At 54.6% G+C, this 17,415-nt stretch carries 14 protein-coding genes; 13 read left to right on the forward strand and 1 reads right to left on the reverse strand.

Annotation, left to right across the window (positions count from 1 at the left end; all coding sequences use genetic code 11):
• Window positions 1-33 precede the first annotated feature (33 nt).
• The 13 genes from AC3RCL_RS02790 (at window position 34) to AC3RCL_RS02850 (ending at window position 15,025) form a co-directional block, all read left to right on the forward strand.
• On the forward strand, window positions 34-576 hold the full coding sequence (locus tag AC3RCL_RS02790; RefSeq protein ID WP_096774695.1) for an RNA polymerase sigma factor: 543 nt from the start codon (window positions 34-36) through the stop codon (window positions 574-576).
• Complete coding sequence (locus AC3RCL_RS02795; RefSeq protein WP_036664703.1) at window positions 566-1,381, forward strand: hypothetical protein; 816 nt, start codon at window positions 566-568, stop codon at window positions 1,379-1,381. Before AC3RCL_RS02790 ends, AC3RCL_RS02795 begins: the two co-directional genes overlap by 11 nt.
• A gap of 6 nt (window positions 1,382-1,387) precedes the next feature.
• Window positions 1,388-2,026 carry a hypothetical protein gene (locus AC3RCL_RS02800; protein ID WP_012818756.1) on the forward strand — a complete coding sequence of 213 codons (639 nt, stop codon included), beginning with the start codon at window positions 1,388-1,390 and terminating at the stop codon, window positions 2,024-2,026.
• A 386-nt stretch (window positions 2,027-2,412) separates the two neighbouring features.
• Window positions 2,413-3,633, forward strand: a complete 1,221-nt coding sequence (locus AC3RCL_RS02805) for an asparaginase (RefSeq protein ID WP_012818757.1) — start codon at window positions 2,413-2,415, stop codon at window positions 3,631-3,633.
• 356 nt (window positions 3,634-3,989) lie between these two features.
• On the forward strand, window positions 3,990-4,991 hold the full coding sequence (locus tag AC3RCL_RS02810) for a LacI family DNA-binding transcriptional regulator (protein ID WP_492534521.1): 1,002 nt from the start codon (window positions 3,990-3,992) through the stop codon (window positions 4,989-4,991).
• Between the two features lie 333 nt (window positions 4,992-5,324).
• Window positions 5,325-6,638, forward strand: a complete 1,314-nt coding sequence (locus AC3RCL_RS02815; protein WP_492534522.1) for an ABC transporter substrate-binding protein — start codon at window positions 5,325-5,327, stop codon at window positions 6,636-6,638.
• Between the two features lie 82 nt (window positions 6,639-6,720).
• The gene (locus AC3RCL_RS02820; protein WP_090910407.1) at window positions 6,721-7,602 is read left to right on the forward strand and encodes a carbohydrate ABC transporter permease; all 882 of its coding nucleotides are present in this window, start codon (window positions 6,721-6,723) and stop codon (window positions 7,600-7,602) included.
• Window positions 7,595-8,425, forward strand: a complete 831-nt coding sequence (locus tag AC3RCL_RS02825; RefSeq protein ID WP_009591862.1) for a carbohydrate ABC transporter permease — start codon at window positions 7,595-7,597, stop codon at window positions 8,423-8,425. Before AC3RCL_RS02820 ends, AC3RCL_RS02825 begins: the two co-directional genes overlap by 8 nt.
• Before the next feature lie 16 nt (window positions 8,426-8,441).
• Window positions 8,442-9,683: a Gfo/Idh/MocA family protein gene (locus AC3RCL_RS02830; RefSeq protein ID WP_492534523.1), complete on the forward strand. Its 1,242-nt coding sequence runs from the start codon at window positions 8,442-8,444 to the stop codon at window positions 9,681-9,683.
• On the forward strand, window positions 9,680-11,800 hold the full coding sequence (locus tag AC3RCL_RS02835) for an alpha/beta hydrolase family protein (protein WP_492534524.1): 2,121 nt from the start codon (window positions 9,680-9,682) through the stop codon (window positions 11,798-11,800). Before AC3RCL_RS02830 ends, AC3RCL_RS02835 begins: the two co-directional genes overlap by 4 nt.
• On the forward strand, window positions 11,793-13,067 hold the full coding sequence (locus AC3RCL_RS02840; RefSeq protein WP_492534525.1) for a Gfo/Idh/MocA family protein: 1,275 nt from the start codon (window positions 11,793-11,795) through the stop codon (window positions 13,065-13,067). The genes AC3RCL_RS02835 and AC3RCL_RS02840 overlap by 8 nt, the downstream gene beginning before the upstream one ends.
• 46 nt (window positions 13,068-13,113) lie before the next feature.
• A complete protein-coding gene (locus tag AC3RCL_RS02845; RefSeq protein ID WP_277747715.1) occupies window positions 13,114-13,851 on the forward strand; it encodes a glucosamine-6-phosphate deaminase in 738 nt (245 codons plus the stop codon).
• Between the two features lie 13 nt (window positions 13,852-13,864).
• Entirely contained in the window at window positions 13,865-15,025 is a 1,161-nt protein-coding gene (locus AC3RCL_RS02850; protein ID WP_492534526.1) for an N-acetylglucosamine-6-phosphate deacetylase, read from the forward strand.
• Between the two features lie 78 nt (window positions 15,026-15,103).
• On the opposite strand, the gene AC3RCL_RS02855 is transcribed toward AC3RCL_RS02850, so the two are convergent.
• Window positions 15,104-17,104 carry a S9 family peptidase gene (locus AC3RCL_RS02855; RefSeq protein WP_492534527.1) on the reverse strand — a complete coding sequence of 667 codons (2,001 nt, stop codon included), beginning with the start codon at window positions 17,102-17,104 and terminating at the stop codon, window positions 15,104-15,106.
• Window positions 17,105-17,415: the final 311 nt, after the last annotated feature.

The raw sequence follows: 17,415 nt of genomic DNA on the forward strand, positions 1-17,415 counted from the left end.
GTGATTGGCCAAGTGAAAGGAGGCAAGCACGGTTTGGTACACGACCTTATACAACGATTAAAGACGGAGTACAGCGATGAACTGTTTGAACAGCTGTATCGGTTATATGCGGATCGGGCGATTCGAACGGCAGCCGCAGTCACCGGAAGTTCGGCAAGCGCCGCCGACGTGGTCCAGGAAACGTTTATCCGGGTTTACCGCAATCTGGGGTCCTATGATTTGAGCAGGCCCTTTGAGCCGTGGTTCAACCGGATTCTCTATAACGAGTGCAACCGGTATTTGAAGAAACATGCGAAGATGGTGCCTTCGGAAATTTCCGAGGAGAGGGATCTTCCCTCCGAGAGCGACACCTATGAATTTGACCGGCACGGCGAGGTATATGAGCTGGTGCAGCGGCTGGATGATCCGCACCGGATTCCCGTTATTTTGAAATATTTGAATGATGTAGCCGAGAAGGATATCGCGGACATGATGGAGCTGAACGTCAACACGGTGAAGTCCAGGCTGTTCAAAGCGAGAAAGAAATTAAAGGAATGGATGCTGCAGAATAGGGGAGGGAATCAGCATGGGACGTGATCCATGGGATCAAGAGATTGCAGACGGCCTGAAAAAGGGGACGGATGACGCGATGCGACATAAAGACGAGATTTGGATGGCGATCAAGGAGCGGATTCATAGCGAGCAAGCCCAGCAGCCTGCAGAGTCGGAGACTTCCTTTGCGCCGCGGGAGTCGAAAGGACGCCGCCGTTCGGGACGAAGAGCGGCCGGATGGATTGCGGGCACCGCCGCTGCGGCAGCCATCGTGCTGACCGTCAGCTTTCAGACGGCGCCTGTCCAAGCGTTCATTGATCAGGTGAAGGAATGGTTCGCTCCTCAGAAGACGGTTGAACAGGAGCTGGAGGGCATGCCGGAAACAAGCGTGGATCAGCTACATGAGGGAGCGGATTACGTGATTTATATGGATGAGAGCCGGTTTAAGATGGTTCATGAATCGGGCGTGGACCGCATTGAATTGAAGGAGAAGCCAACAGATGACCGCTATCCGGAGGTGTTCATGGAAATTTCGCAGGAGGGCATTGATCCAAAGAGCGCAGCGGAGCAGCTTCAGAAAGAGCTGCAAACGTATCCGAAGGTCGAGGCGAACCTCGTGGATGAACCGATTCAAGGCTGGGAGGTGCGTGCGGTAGGCGGCACCGGCGGCAAAGAGTGGGATGATCCGGTCATACGGTATTATGTGTTCGATAACGGGCAGGGCGGCAGCTTTGTCGTGAAGCAGCAGTATTTCCTGGAGGCCTCCGAAGGCTTCGGTGCACGCTTCCATAACATGATGAAGGAATTCCATATTACCTCCAATCATAATGGAGAGACAACGAAGGAGTAGTGAGCAATGAACAAGATTAGCATGATATGGGTTGCAGTGGTGGCCGTGCTGGTGATCGGAGGCTGCAGCAACGAAACTCCCCTGGTGGAGAACGAGCCGGTGAACACATCCGTGCAAGGGCTTGAATTAACCAAGCAGCCGCAGCCGGAAGAGAAGAAAGAGGCAACTCCTGCCGGAGAGAGTGACGAGGCTTCAGAAGATCAATCGGTAGCGAAGGTAGCCGATCCGTCGCCGTCTGTTCCGGCCCCTTCCGCGGAAAATGCAACCTCTCAAGCAGACGCTTCAACCTCGAAAGAGCAGGGAGAAGATGTTGTTTCTTCCCTGAAAGAGCTGTCACTGATAAGCAAGACGATGGAAGAAGTCCGGCAACAGCTTGGGGAGGCGAAGACGACGGCTAAAGGCGGGGGATTCACTTCGTGGCAGTATGATCATCCAGGCAAGGAAGGCTACCATTACCCCGAAACCGCCGTTTCGGTAGATGTTCAGGGCCTCGATAGCGGAAGCATGAAGGCGCAGCTCATGATTAGCTTTAACGAGAACAACTTGGTGGACTCTTATTCCATCTATCACGTGGTGGATGGTGAAATTATGGTGTACCGTGTCACCGAAGCAGGGGCTGTGGAGGAACCGGGACAGGCGGATTAAGCAGAAGGCGTTTATACAAGATAATCGCCAGCAAGCGCAATGAATGATAACAAGTGCAAGGGATAGTCCGACCGGAAGGTGATGGACTATCCCTTGTTATTGTTTATAGTTCGGATAGAATCGTTTGCAGATGGCTTCATATGTTAATTTATATAACATTAATTGATTTTATTCTCATGATGTGCTCTTTTTATTTCTGGATTATATTTATTTAAATCTATTAAAAATGGCAAGAAAAGAGGGGTTATCATTCATAAACTATCATTGTTAACGTTTTCTCTACTGCATGTAATATTTGTTATATTAAATAACATTAAATAGAATAACTCTAACGAATACATAGATTTATGTTAGATAATATCACATACACATCAGAGGAGAGTGCCATGATGAAACCGAAGTCGAAACGCCCGTTAGCAGTTTGGAGTACCGCTGCATTTACCGCTTTTGTGATTACTTTATCGCCTGTTGGGACGTATGCGGCACATGCTGCAACGGTAACGGAAGTGAAAGGGACGGTTAGTGCGGTTTCACCCGTGCAAACCCCTGCGGCGCCAGGAAGGAATACGACGGTTCCTCCCCTGTCGGAGGCCTCTAAACAATCGGCGAAGCCGAACGTGCTGGTGGTTGCGACTGGCGGCACTTTGGCGGGCCAATCGACGGATGCTACCAGCTTTCAATCCTATCGGGCAGGAACGCTGAAGATTGAAGATATGGTAGGCGAGCTTCCGAATACGGACAAGATTGCGGATATCAGCACGCTTCAGTTCGGCAACTCCGGGTCGAGCGCCTATACCATGGCCGATTTATACGATCTTTCCCGGACCGTCGACAAGGCGCTGGAGGTGTACGATAGCGTCGTCGTGACAACAGGGACGGATACGATGGAAGAGATTGCGTACTTCCTCGATCTGACGGTGCAAAGCGATAAACCCGTCGTTATCACCGGTTCCATGAGACCTTGGACGGTGATCGGTTCCGATGCCCAAGCGAACTTGTACAACGCCATCAAACTTGCCGGGAGCGGCCGCACGGAATCCTTCGGCACGGTGCTGATGCTGAATGACACGATTCATCTGGCACGCGGCGTAACCAAGACCAATGACTACCGCACCGACACGTTCGAAACGCCTATGCTGGGCGCGGTCGGATATATCGATGACGAGAATATCCGTATCTACCGGGCTCCCCTCCGTGCAATGAAAGACGAAGGCCAGGGTAAACCAGTGTTTGATCTGAGCAAAATCACGAAAGGGGATCTGGCGAAGGTCGAAATTGCGGTTTCTTATCAGGAGGCCGGCGGCGGGGCGATCAAAGGCTTTGTGGCAGACGGAGCTAAAGGCATCGTCACCTCCGGTACCGGCGCAGGCGGCATCTCGAGAGAGATGAGTGCCGCCCGCAAAGAAGCCATCGAAAAGGGGGTGGTCTTCGTAACTACGACCCGTACAGGCTCTGGCAGCGTATACGGCGGCGGAGAGGGCATCATTTCAGGCGACAACCTGAGTCCTCAACAAGCCCGCGTTCTGCTGCTGCTCTCCCTGTCCTTTACGGATGATTTCGATACGATCAAGGGTTGGTTCGCAACCTACGGAACGCCTGAAGTGTAATCTCAGACTCAGTCATTTTTTAGCTGCTCCTTATTCCTACTGAACGATGAAATTCCTTCCACCAATATATTTGCCGCCGGGGATGACCCGGCGGTCCTTTTTTTTTGTTCGCAAGCACGTAAGGCAAATCGATAGCGGGATTCGTCACATTCAGCGGCTGAACATAACGTTTCGGGCAATGGGATTTAGCCGAGAAATGCGGGATCTAAGGATATAACGGGGGCATGAACGTTTAGGATATTTTCATCGGTTTATTGCTTTCTATGTCAGCTATTTGTATACTTTACAATAGTAAACGATTACTATAAGTGAGGGATCCTATGAAGAAGCCGACCACAATACATGATATAGCAAAGATGGCGAATGTTTCTTCGGCAACGGTTTCGCGCGTGTTAAGCAACAGCAGTTATCCTGTCAGCAAGGAGCTTAAAGAGCGCATCCAGCAAATCGCGAAGGAGTCCAATTATATTCCGAATATGCTCGGCAAACAGCTGAAGAAGAATAGCAGCAATACGATCGGAGTCATCATTCCTTCTATTGTGAACCCGTTTTATTCTTCCGTCATTTTCGGGATCGAAGAGGTGGCTCGGCAGAATAGCTTTACGGTTATCGTATGCAACTCCCTGCAAGATCCGGCCCTGGAAGACGAATATTTAAGGACGATCATGGAGAAGCAGGTCAAAGGCCTGATCATCTCCTCGATCTCCAAGGATAAGAGCCAGTTGACCCAGTTGATGAAACTTGGCCTGAACGTCATCGCCATCGATCAGAAGATCGATGAGGACAACATTAACCAGATCGAGTTCGACTACCACAAGGCCGGTTACATCGCAACCAAGCATCTGCAGGAGAAGGGGCATGCGCGCATCGGTTACGTCACTTCCAAGCTGGATCGCCCAAGCCGCCGAAGCATTCATCAGGGCTATATGTCGGCGATGAAGGACGCGGGTCTCAAGCCGCTGGTGGTCGAGTCCCCGACCGAGGAAGTGTATAATGCGGTCACCGAATTCGATACGGGCAAGCAGCTCACGCAGAGACTGCTGGAACATTCGCTGCAGCCGACGGCGATATTTGCGTGCAATGACATGATGGCCTTTGGGGTGATCAACGAATTGTCGCAGCGCGACATTCAGGTGCCGGAGCAGATTTCGGTAATGGGCTTTGACGGCATTGACGTGGGGCAGATGATTCATCCGCCGCTCACAACGATAAAGCAGCCCGATTACGAGATGGGGAAGATGGCCTGCAAAATGCTGCTGGATATGATGCAGGGCGACGATAGCCCGATGTTTGATGTTATGCTGCAGCCTAAATTGCTGGAGCGAAAATCGGTCCGGGATATTCGGGAGAACAAGTGAATACAAGGATGGCATAAAGCCCGGCATTTCAAAAAACGCTCGGGCTTTATTTGTTGTTAATAAAGATATCGATTACTAACTTTTTTCCTATCCGTTTTTTGATTCAGCATGTGGAAAACAATTCCTGTAAAACCTCGGAACACCTTATATAACGCTCGAAGTCAGACATATAGTAGAAAAATAATCGATGATAACATAGAAAACTCTATTCAAGAAAGGGCTTCCATGCTATACTCGTTACAGAAATCGATTACTATTGAATGAATGCCTTTGGAATGAGCTGGAGCAGAAAACACGTAATCTCTATTTGTAACTCAAAAAGGAGGGTTTTCAATGTCAAAAAAGGTAAAGGTAATCTCTTTGATGCTGGCGTTTATGATGATGTTCACCGCATGCTCCTCATCCGGCGGGTCAACCGATGGGGAGGTCTCGCCGGGGGAAGCGGAAGGCAGCAAAGAGAAGGTGACGCTCAAGATTGGGCTCCCTGGCAGCTATGAGGTGACGAGTAAAGAAATTATCGACGGTTTTATTGCGTCCCACCCCCACATCAACGTTGAAATCCAAGAAGCGCCGTGGGGGGACTTTACGTCCAAGATCGCCACGCAGATTGCAGGCAACACGATGCCGGACGTCTGGTTCCAAGAGAACGCCACCATACTTAGCTACGGGGAACGCGGTGTGGCAGAGGACTTGTCCTCCTACACTGAATCCGACCTGAAAGCGGACGAATACATCGACGGCCTGTTCTCCGCCAAAACGCCGGAAGGGAAGATCTGGGGCGTCCCCCACGGCATTAACCCGATTGCGCTAGCGTACAACCAGGATGTCTTCGAGAAGGCCGGCGTGCCGGTACCGACCGACGACTGGACCTTTGACGACCTCATTGAAGCCTCCAAGCAGCTGACGATCAAGGAAGGAGACCGAACCAGCCAATTCGGATTCATCGGTTCCTTTTCCATAACCAACGGCTGGTTTCCTTGGATCAAGCAGGCAGGCGGCTCGGCCTTGGACGACACCCTGACGAAATCGCGGTTTGACGATCCCAAAACCGCGGCCGGATTACAGCAGCTGTATGACGGTTTGGATCAAGGCTATTTTGCCGATATCGATTACCTGAAAGCGAACGGCGGCGAGCTCGAAGTATTCGCGAGCGGCAAGGCTGCGATGTATTTCCTTCAATACAGCCTGCAAGTGAATATGAACGAGAGCTTTGCCGATACGAACTGGGATGTCGTCAAAATTCCGAAAGGGGTTAACGGCAAGCGCTATGTTCCGATGGTAGCCAACACGTGGCTGGTCTCCTCCAGAGCCAAGCAGGAATCGAAGGATGCCGCCTGGGAGTTCCTGAAATATTACCTCGGCGATGAAGTGCAGGATATCATCGTCAAGACGGGATCCACGCTGCCCGTGAAAAAGTCGGCGCTGGATCAATTGAAGGACAGCACAACCAAACCGCTGAACAAAGCGGCTTTCACGGACGGCATTAACGAAGGCGGCGTTACCCTTGATGAGAATGCTACCTGGAGCGAATGGCGCATTCTGGTGCAGCAGGTGGTCAATGAAATCATGGTGGGCAACGTTACGGTGGAAGACGGCGTGAAGGATATTCATGCCAAGGTTCAGGATGTGCTGGACTCCGGTAAATAGCTTTCATGGGATCAGGGCGGATGCAGTCTTGGCGACGTATCGGATTGCATCCCTTGCTCCGTTAACGAAAGGCAGGTGTGTCATGCAGAAACAGGGATACTGGGGTTATATCTTCACATTGCCGTTTGTCATCAATGTCGTGGTTTTTCTCTTATTTCCTATCCTATTCTCCACGTATATTTCCTTCACGGAGTGGGATTTGTTTAACCCGCCGCGGTGGATCGGACTGGACAACTGGGTGCGCGTCCTGAACAAGCACGAGTTCTGGGTGTCCATCCGGAACGTGTTTGTGTTTGCGCTCATCTTCGTGCCGATTCAGACGTTGATGGCATTCGTGATCGCATTCATGCTGAATCAGGCCATCCGGGCCAAGGGCTTGTTCCGGCTGTTCTATTTCCTCCCCGTCGTGACTCCGTGGATCGCCGGCGGCGTGGTCTGGGTGTGGATGTTCAACTATCAATACGGCGTGATTAACTGGGTGCTGGAGTCTGTCGGCCTTGCCCCCGTCAAATGGATTGACAGCAGCCATTGGCTGATGGTCATATCCAGCATCGCGATCGTTCAGGTATGGAAGGGCGTGGGCCAATCCATGATCATGATTCTGGCCGGCATGCAGAACGTTCCGAAAGAGGTGCTGGAAGCCTCGCAGATCGATGGCGCCAATGGCTGGAAGCAGCTGACGAAGGTGGTATTCCCGATGGTAACGCCGATGGTGTATCTCGTCATGATTTTGTCTACCATCTCGGCATTCCAGGCATTCGACGTGTTCCTCGGTCTGTTCGGCTCCATCACCACGGGCATACCGGAGAGAAATATGGTGCCGAATCTGCTGGTGTACCGGGACGCGTTCCTGCTCTTCAAAATGGGACCGGCATCGGCAACGGCCTGGCTGCTGTTTGTCATCATCCTGAGCTTCACGTTGTTCCAGAAGTATTTCGAGAAAAAGTGGGTGCACTATGACTAAGACGACTCACCCCTTGCTTAAGGTGCTGATGTACCTGCTGCTGATTGCCGGTGCGGTTTTCATGGTGTTCCCTTTCATATGGATGCTGTCCACGTCGCTGAAGACGGTTGGCGCCATCTCGCAGATGCCGCCGCAGCTCATCCCGAATCCGCTGAATTGGGATAACTATGTGACGATATGGAATAAAGTCGACTTCGGCCGATATACCTTGAACAGCTTTTTCATCGTTTCGATCGAGATGGTGGGATCCTTGGTCTCCAGCGCTTTCGTGGCCTTCGGCCTGGCGATGTTTACCTTTCGGCTACGGGGGCTCATCTATATGATCATGCTGGCTACCCTAATGATTCCGTCGCAAGTGACCATGATCCCGACCTATTTCATCTGGAAGGAATTCGGGGCGTTGAATTCATATTACCCTTTGATCGTGCCCAGCTTCCTGGGCGGGGCGTTCGGTATTTTCCTGATGCATCAGTTCATTAAATCCTTGCCCAAAGAGCTGTATGAATCGGCTACGATCGACGGCTGCAGCCCGCCGGGCATATTCTTCAAAATTTATTTGCCGCTGTGCAAGCCAGCGCTGGCCGCGCTGGGCGTATTCACCTTCATGGGCGCGTGGAACAACACGTTGGGCCCGTTGATTTACCTGCAAGACAAGGAATTGTACACATTGCCGCTCGGCTTGCTCTACCTGAAATCGGAGAACGTCAATCAAGCGCTGCTGATGGCGGGGGCCGTTATTACGACGCTGCCGGTCGTCATCGTCTATCTGTTCGCGCAGAAGCAATTTGTTCAAGGCATCGCTTCGACAGGGATGAAAGGCTGAAGGAGGAACTTACGACATGAAGAAGTACGTGCTGGTCGGCGCTGGATCGAGAGCGCTGTATATGTTTGCTAAGCCGATGGTTACCGACTGGAGAGGCGTCCTTGCCTTTGAAGGCGTGTATGATGCCAATCCGGTGCGGGCTCGCTTTCTGAGCGAGGAGTGCGGGGGAATCCCCGTCTACGATGATTTTGACGGAATGATCGCCGACGCGAAGCCGGATGTCGTGATCGTGGCGAGTACGGATTACACGCATCATACCTATATCGTGCAAGCCTTGAGGGCAGGCTGCGACGTCATTAGCGAGAAGCCGATGACGATTGACGAAGACAAGTGCCGAGAGATTCTGCAGGCGGAGTCGGAGAGCGGCAAGAAGGTGACGGTCACGTTCAACCTTCGGTTTGCGCCATATTTTGCGACCGTGAAGGAACTGCTGCTGCAAGGAGTCATCGGAGATGTTTACCATATTGATCTGGAGTGGTTTCTGGACCGCCGGCATGGCGCGGACTATTTCCGCAGATGGCACGCCGAGATGAAGAACAGCGGCGGGCTGCTGGTTCACAAGTCCACGCATCACTTCGACATCGTGAACTGGTGGATGAACAGCCGTCCCGCGGAAGTTCATGCGTTTGGGACGAGACGGGTGTACGGGGACGACCGGCAGGACCATGGAGAACGATGCCTGACTTGCCACCGGAAAGACGAGTGCGAGTTCTATATGGATATCGAAAAGGATCCGTTTCTTGAAAAATACTATCGCCAGGCGGAAGAAGCCGACGGCTATTTGCGGGACCGCTGCCTGTTTGACGGCCGGATCGACATTTATGACACGATGTCGGTCAATGTCCGGTACGACAATGATGCGATGCTGACCTATTCCCTCGTCGCCTATAGCCCGTATGAGGGTTGGCGCGCCGCGATCAACGGCAGCAAAGGCCGGATTGAGGTCTCGAATGTATACAGCAACGCGGATATGAAGCAAGGGGAAGCGAGCCGGATTCATATTTATAGAGCCGATGGCACGGAAGAGCTGGTCGAGGTCAATACATCGGCCGCCGGTCACGGCGGCGGGGATGCGAAGTTGCGCAAGGCGCTGTTCGAAGGCGGGATCGAAGATCCGCTAGGTCAACAAGCCGACAGCTCGGTAGGCGCCGAATCCCTTCTGATCGGCGCCACGGCCAATCGCTCCATTGCCGAAAGCCGGGCGATGAAGCTTCCGGACGTTTTGCCGACGCTCGTCAACAGGAGTTCATCGAGATGAACAGCGTTCAGGAACTGGAGCAGTATGTCTGCACGTTATACGACACGCGGGATCAGTTGAAAGCGCATGTGTTCGAGCGTTCCGATGCCTCATTTGCCGCCGGGGATGCTATCCGAGATTCCATCGTCACGGCCGAGGCGGCAAGAAAGCGGCAGGAGGACATCAAGGCGGCCTTCCTGAGGTCCATCGGCGGTCTTCCCGAAGCATTCGCGAAACCGGAAAGGGAGGAAGGGGCGGCATTCGGGGAGGAAACATCGCCTGACAGCTCTCCGCTTAAGGAACGTTCGCGCTGGTCCGCGGGGGACGCCGGCAACATGTCAGATGGCAGAACCGATACCCTTCTTAACGGACGCACAACGGGAAGCATTCGCGGAACCGGATTTCAAGTAGAGAAGGTTATGTTCGAGTCCCTCCCGGGGTATGATGTCACGTCGAATCTGTATCTGCCCGATCACCGGGAAGAACGCTCTGCGGCCGTCCTGTTTCTGAGCGGGCACGAGCTGGGGGCGAAGCATGATGCCTATTATCAGCGCGTCATCCAGCACTTCGTCCGGGCGGGCATCATCGTGCTGGCCATCGATCCGATCGGGCAGGGCGAGCGCCTTAGCCTTCATGATTTCGAGGATCGGGCAGGGAGCGTCCTATGGGGAACGAAGGAGCATCAGCAGTACGGCGTTCAGTGCCATATGCTCGGCGACAGCGTAGCCCAATATTTCGTTCACGATGCCATGCGTGCCATCGACTACTTGTGCGAACGGCCCGAGGTCGATCCGTCGCGGATCGGCGTAACGGGAAATTCCGGCGGCGGAACGCAGACGGCCATGATGATGGTTTGCGATGAACGCATTGCGGCGGCGGCTCCCGCCACCTTCATCATGAACCGGCAGCTGTACATGCATGCCGGCGGCGTGCAGGATGCCGAGCAGGTATGGCCGGGCCTGACCGGGCTGGGTTACGACCATGAGGATCTGCTTATCGCTTTTGCGCCGAAGCCGCTGATCGTGTTGGCGGCAGAATACGATTTCTTCCCGATTGAAGGCACGCGGCGCACCGTTGATCGCTGCAGGCGCTTCTGGGAGCTGCTCGGTCACCCGGGCGACCTGCAGCTTGTGACCGACGCCTCGACGCACCGCTATACGGATCGGCTGGCCGCGGCGGCCGCGGCATTTTTCGTCCGGCATCTCGAGGTGAAGGCTGTTCCCAACGATGCCATGAAGATCGAGGCGCTGCCCCCGGAACAACTGTGGTGCAGTCCCGGCGGTCAGGTGTACCGGGATAAGGCGGACGGAAGGACGATCCGGGACTTCAATGCCGATCGCTGCGACCAGCTGGCAGCAGCCCGTTCGCTGCTGCCGACGCAGCAAAGACGGGATCAAGCAAGGCAGTGGCTGCAGGAGAAGATTTACGCCTCCCGGAAGCCTTGCGAATTGAACCCGCGCATCATTGGGCTGGGCGCAGTGGAGGGCCTTGAGGTCGATTATCGCTTGTGGTGGTCGCAGGAGGGCATCATGAACAGCGGTTATGTATTCCGACTGGCCGAGGATACAGCCGAACGAAGGCGGCCGCTGACCGTTGCCGTTTGGCGGGGAGGGACCCGCCAGCTGAAAGCGCATTGGGCCTGGATTCAGGAAACCTGCCGATCCGGCCGCTCCGTGCTGGTGCTGAACACGTCCGGGGTCGGTCCTCATGAGCCCTATCCGATCTATGGTAAGCCCGCGCGTTCTTATTTTGGGGTGCTGCATAAGCTTGCCGATGATTTGATCTGGCTCGGGGACAGTTTGGCTGCGCTGCGCACGTACGATGTCATCCGGTGCATGGAGGTTATCTCCCACTTTGATGAGTGGCAGGCGGGAGCGGTCCCGTTCTATACGGTAGGTCGGGAAGGGTTGTATGTGCAGCTTGCCGCGGAGGTTGACCATAGAATCGGCGCGATTACGGCCATTCATCCTGTGAGCAGCGCAGCCGATCTGGTCAGGGCTCGGCAGCTTGAGGAGGAGGAAGCGATGAGCGTCGTGTTTCCCGGCATTTTCAAGATGCTTGATCCCTCCGAGCTGAACGAACCGCGGGTAGAATATCGCGGGCAACTAGAGGGAAAGGGTGTGGAAGGACATGAGTAAACCAAAACCACTAACGGTCACGCTGGTCGGAGCCGGCCTTCGCAGCATGATATACAGCGGATATGCGCTCCAGCGACCGGAGGAGATGCAGATTGTTGCCGTTGCCGATCCGGATGAGGTGCGGCGCAGCCGCTGCCAAGCGAAGTTCGGGATAGCGGATGAGCAATGCTTTGCAAGCTGGGATGAGCTGTTTGCCGGACCCCGTCAATCGGATGCGGTCTTCATCTGCACGAGGGACCGGGACCACTATGAGCCGACCATGAAGGCGTTGGCAGCCGGGTATCATGTGCTGCTGGAAAAGCCGATGTCCCCGGAGTGGCAGGAATGCATCGATATGGGCCGGCAGGCGGAAGCCTTCGACCGTACGTTAACGATTTGCCATGTTCTCCGGTATGCGCCTTTTTTCCAAGAGCTTAAACGGCTGCTCGATGAAGGACGAATCGGCCGCCTGATGTCGATCCAGCACAACGAGAACGTCGGCTATTGGCACCAGGCCCACTCGTATGTGCGGGGATATTTCAATAACAGCGAGTCATCCAGCCCGATGATTTTGGCCAAATCCTGCCATGACTTGGACATCATGCAATGGCTGGCGGGAGGCCGATGCCTAAGCGTGGCCTCCTATGGCCACCTGTCGCATTTCCGTCCGGAGTCGGCTCCGCCCGGCGCGCCGAAGCGCTGCCTGGATGGATGCCCGGTATCGCACGAATGCCAGTACTATGCGCCGAATACGTATTTGATCGAGAATGCGGGCTGGAAAGGCGAGGCCGCGAGCAACGACCCGAGTTACGAAGCGCGTTACCAAGCGATGCTGGAGGGTCCTTTTGGCCGGTGCGTGTACCACTGCGATAACGACGTCGTGGATCATCAGGTCGTCAGCATGGAGTTCGAGCATGACATTACGGCGGTGTTCACGATGAGCGCGTTCACGGAGAAATGCAACCGTACCATCAAGCTAATGGGCACCGAAGGCGAAATACGGGCCACGATGGAGACTAATGAGATCGAGATCCGCCGTTTCGGCAGCGGCAAGCAGGAAGTGATCCAGCTCGTCGATCCGGAAGGCCATGTAGGCCATGGCGGCGGGGATATGCGTTTGATCGCCGATTTTGTGAAGTCGGTTCAATCCAAGGGACAGCATAACAGCACAACCTCTGCCCAAGCATCGATCCAGAGTCATCTGATGGCGTTTGCCGCCGAGCGTTCCCGCGTAGAAAAACGCATGGTGAGGCTGGAGGAATTTATGAATAGCGGCGTTCTGGCCTAATGGCTTACATTTCTACAATGTTGTACAACAAGGAGGAATTATCATTATGCAGTTGAACATCTTGGAACATGCGGATCAGGCAGGCTTGGAGGCGGCCCGCGCTTGCGAGGCGATTCTCCGCGATACAATCGCGGAGAAAGGAAAAGCGCGAATCGTCCTGTCGACGGGCGCGTCGCAGTTTGAGTTTTTGTCGCACTTCGTGAAGCTGAATCTGGAATGGGAACGAATCGAAATGTTCCATTTGGACGAATACATCGCGCTGCCGGAATCCCATCCGGCGAGCTTTCGCAAGTACTTGAAGGAGCGCTTCCTGAAATATGCGAGCGTCGGCCAAGCTTGGCTCATCAACGGGGAGGGCGACCCCGAGGAAACTGTGAAGCGGCTGAACGAGGAAATCGTCAAAGCGCCCGTGGATTTGGCCCTGATCGGGATCGGGGAGAATGCGCATATTGCCTTTAATGATCCGCCGGCTGATTTTGATAACGATTCGCCTTATACGATCGTGAATCTCAGCGATACCTGCAAGAGCCAGCAGGTTAGGGAAGGCTGGTTTGCATCGAATGAGGAAGTGCCCAAACAGGCGATTACGATGACGGTCAAGCAGATTTTGAAGAGCCGCCATATCGTATCGGTCGTGCCTCATCAGGCGAAAGCGGCAGCCATTCAAAATACGATTCAAGGCGGGGTCGATAACCGGGTGCCGGCTACCATCCTGAAGACGCATTCCAGCTGGATGCTGTATCTGGATAAAGCATCGGCAGCGCCGATATATCAATGGGCTTAGGCAGGGGGCACCTATGATGTGGCGTGGAAAGCTCCCGCACACCGGCGAGCCGGTTGAGGTAGAGTCGTCAGACGGACGGATCGCGGCTATACGACGGTTAGGTCAGGGGGATAAGACGGCGTTGCTGCCCTGGATCAGCAGCGGCTGGATCGATGTGCAGGTCAACGGCTTCGGCGGATACGATTTGAATGGAACCGTGACGTCGCAAAGCGACATTGAAGGCGTGACGCGGGCGCTGCATCGGTGCGGGGTCGCCGCCTACTTGCCGACGGTCATCACGGGCAGCTACGACCGGATGCGTCAAGCATTTCAGGCATTGTCCAAGTATGCCGGGTCCAAGCAGTTCGGGAGTGCCTCGATTGTCGGCATTCATATGGAAGGACCGTACTTGTCCGGTGAAGACGGCAGTCGAGGGGCGCATCCGAGGGAATATATCCGGAATCCGGATTGGGATGAATTTCAGCGGCTGCAGGATGCGGCCGACGGACTTATCCGGATGGTGACCCTCGCGCCGGAGCGCGAAGGCTCGGTTCCATTTATAGAGAAGGTTGTCAAGGCAGGTGTTATCGTCGCGATCGGGCATACGATGGCAACCGGCGAGCAGATCGATCGGGCGGTGCAGGCAGGTGCAACGGTTTCGACGCATCTGGGGAACGGCTCTCAGCCCGTTTTGCCGCGCCACCCCAACTATATCTGGCACCAGCTGGCGGACGACCGGTTATGGGCCACCTTTATACCGGACGGCCACCATCTGGCGCCCGCTGTGCTGAAAGCGATGCTGCGGGCAAAACGGGACAAAGCGGTGCTTGTCAGCGATGCCGTCATGTTCGGCGGCATGGCTCCCGGAAGGTACAGCAGCCTCATCGGAGGCGAAGTCGAGCTGACGGCGGACGGGCGTCTGCATACGGTAGCGAATCCGGCGATACTGGCCGGATCCGCTTCTTCGCTGGAGGTTGGCATTGCGAACGCGATTCGCTATACGGATATGACGCTGGCGGATGCGGTAAGCGCGGTCACGGTCCGCCCGGCTATGGTGCTGGATATGCCGCAGTTGGGCGGGCTTACGACCGGGAACCCGGCGAACCTGACGCTGTTCGACTGCGATACGGACGGATCGGGCATGGTGGTCCGGGAGACCGTTGTAGCGGGCGAGACGGTGTACGGTCCTGTTTGATGAACTAACACAAAAAAAACCATCCTAATGCGAGCGTTCATTGCGCCAGCTCGCACGGGGATGGTTTTTCTTTTGATGTTATTTTTCGATATGCTCCACGAACCAGCGGACGATATGACTCAAGCGTTTGACTCGCAGATGAGGATGACCGCTACGGGACAGGTTATGATCCGCGCCCGGGAAGCGAATCAGCTGGGTATCGCGGCCCAGTCGCTTCAAGGCGATAAACAGCTGTTCTCCCTGCTCGATCGGGCAGCGGAGGTCCTGTTCGCCGTGAAGGATGAGCAGCGGCGTGCTGACATTCTTCACGTAAGCGAGCGGGGAGTGCTTCCACAGCTTGTCGAGATCGTCCCAAGGATTGCCCCAGATTTGATCCTGGGTAAAGGTATAGCCGATATCGCTGACGCCGTAGAAGGAAATCCAGTTCGATATCGAGCGCTGGGTTACCGCAGCTTGGAACCGGTCGGTATGACCGACGATCCAGTTGGTCATGAAGCCGCCGTAACTGCCACCGGTCACGCCGAGACGGGAAGCGTCGATATAAGTGTAGGTATTCACAACATAATCCACGGCTTCCATCAGGTCCTGGTAATCCCGCCCGCCGTAATCGCCTCTGACGGTATTGACGTGGACTTGACCGTATCCATGGCCGCCCCGCGGGTTGGTATAGAAAACGGCATAGCCGGCTGCTGCCAGCAGCTGGAACTCATGCATAAACGTGTGTCCGTACATGGCTTGCGGACCGCCATGAATCTCCAGCACGGCCGGGACCTTGGAGCCTTCCGCGAAGCCGGCAGGCTTCATGATCCAGCCTTGGATCGGCCAGCCGTCCGACGTACGGAACGTAAAGGACTCCGGCGTGCTTAACGTAAGCTCGTTCCACAACTCCTCATTGCAGTTCGTCAGACGGCGTTCCTCGTTGCTGCCTGTAGTGAAGCTGAACAGATCGCCCGGCTGCAGCGGGTCGGCAGCGGCAAATACCACGTTCTCTTCCGGTGTCAGTGCGAATTGGTACACCTCGCGTTCACCTGCCACCACCAGCTCGAAGGAGGAGCCGTCCAAGGCAAAACGTCCAATATGGACGCCCCCATCCTGGCTGAGCTGGACGTAAACCGATCGGCCGTCCTTGCTGAACAGGGGAGGCGTTCCCGCTCCGGCTCTCATGTCGCTGACCGCGGCGTGCCCGAGCTGAACGTCCATGTCCGTGAAGAGGACGCGGGCTTCTCCGCCCGAGAGCGGAACCAGGTGGATTTTGGTCAGCGTGGCAAACCCGCAACTGAGATCGCTGGCAAGCATGAGTACATGCTGCCCGTCCGGGGTGAACGCAATGGAACCGATCGAGAGGGTTCCGTCCGTGATTTCGGTTACCGATCCGCTGGACAGGTCCATGACAAACACATCGTTGGTCAAGCGAAGATCCGGGTCCGGGAAATGCTCCGTGGCGAGGGTGCTGCTGTATGCGATGCTGCCGCCGTCGGGTGACCAGGCAAAGGCATATACGTCAAAATCGCCTTCGGTGATTGGTTTGCATTCTTCCGTAGCCGGATTCACGATAAATAGATGATGTCGGCGGTCATTCCATAATCCGGGGCCATCGGCTTTATATTTAATGCGGTTAATGATTTTTTCTTCCGGCAGCTTGTGCTTGTCGTCTTTGTCTTTCTCTTCGCTTTCGGTAGATTCAGCCGCTTCGGCTTCGCTCCGAACCAGCAGACGCGAGCTGTCCGGCGACCATTTAAATGCGCTGACGCCGTGCTTCAGGTCGGTAGCGGGGCGGGCTTCCCCACCGTTGGCAGGCATGATCCATACCTGTGGCTTATCGCCCTTTTTGCGCAAGAAGGCAAGCTCAGACCCGTCGGGGGACCAAGCGGGTGCTGCATCGGCTTCGCCCGAAGTGAAGGGAATATCCTGAGCGCCCCCTGCGGGAAGCAGGCGGATATGGGAACGGTAACCGTCGTGCTTTTCGCTGACGGACTTATGTACATAGGCTATGGCCCCGCTTGCGGGGGATACGACAGGGTCATTCACCCAGTGCATCCGGTACAAATCCTCGGGCGTTATAAGTCGCTTATCAGTCATGAATCATCCTCCTAATCTTCTTGTGTGAGTTAAACCTCATTATCCCAGATAATGGCATGGAAATCTAGATAAAATAGAGGGGAAGGATGTGAACGTTTCGATCCAAATGCTAGTAAAACAGAGGAGGATTTACAATAATTCTAGGCTATAATCGAGGATTTGGAGACAGAGAAGAGCTTGTTATTCTTCAACTGGTCAATTTATGACATGAACCGTACCCTAGAATCTCGATAGGTGTCCCCTTCTCTTTTTGTTATAATTGAGATAGACTCTCAATTAGGAGTATGCAAATAAGACCAACTATATAGAGC

This window comes from Paenibacillus sp. MT86 (assembly GCF_058792535.1).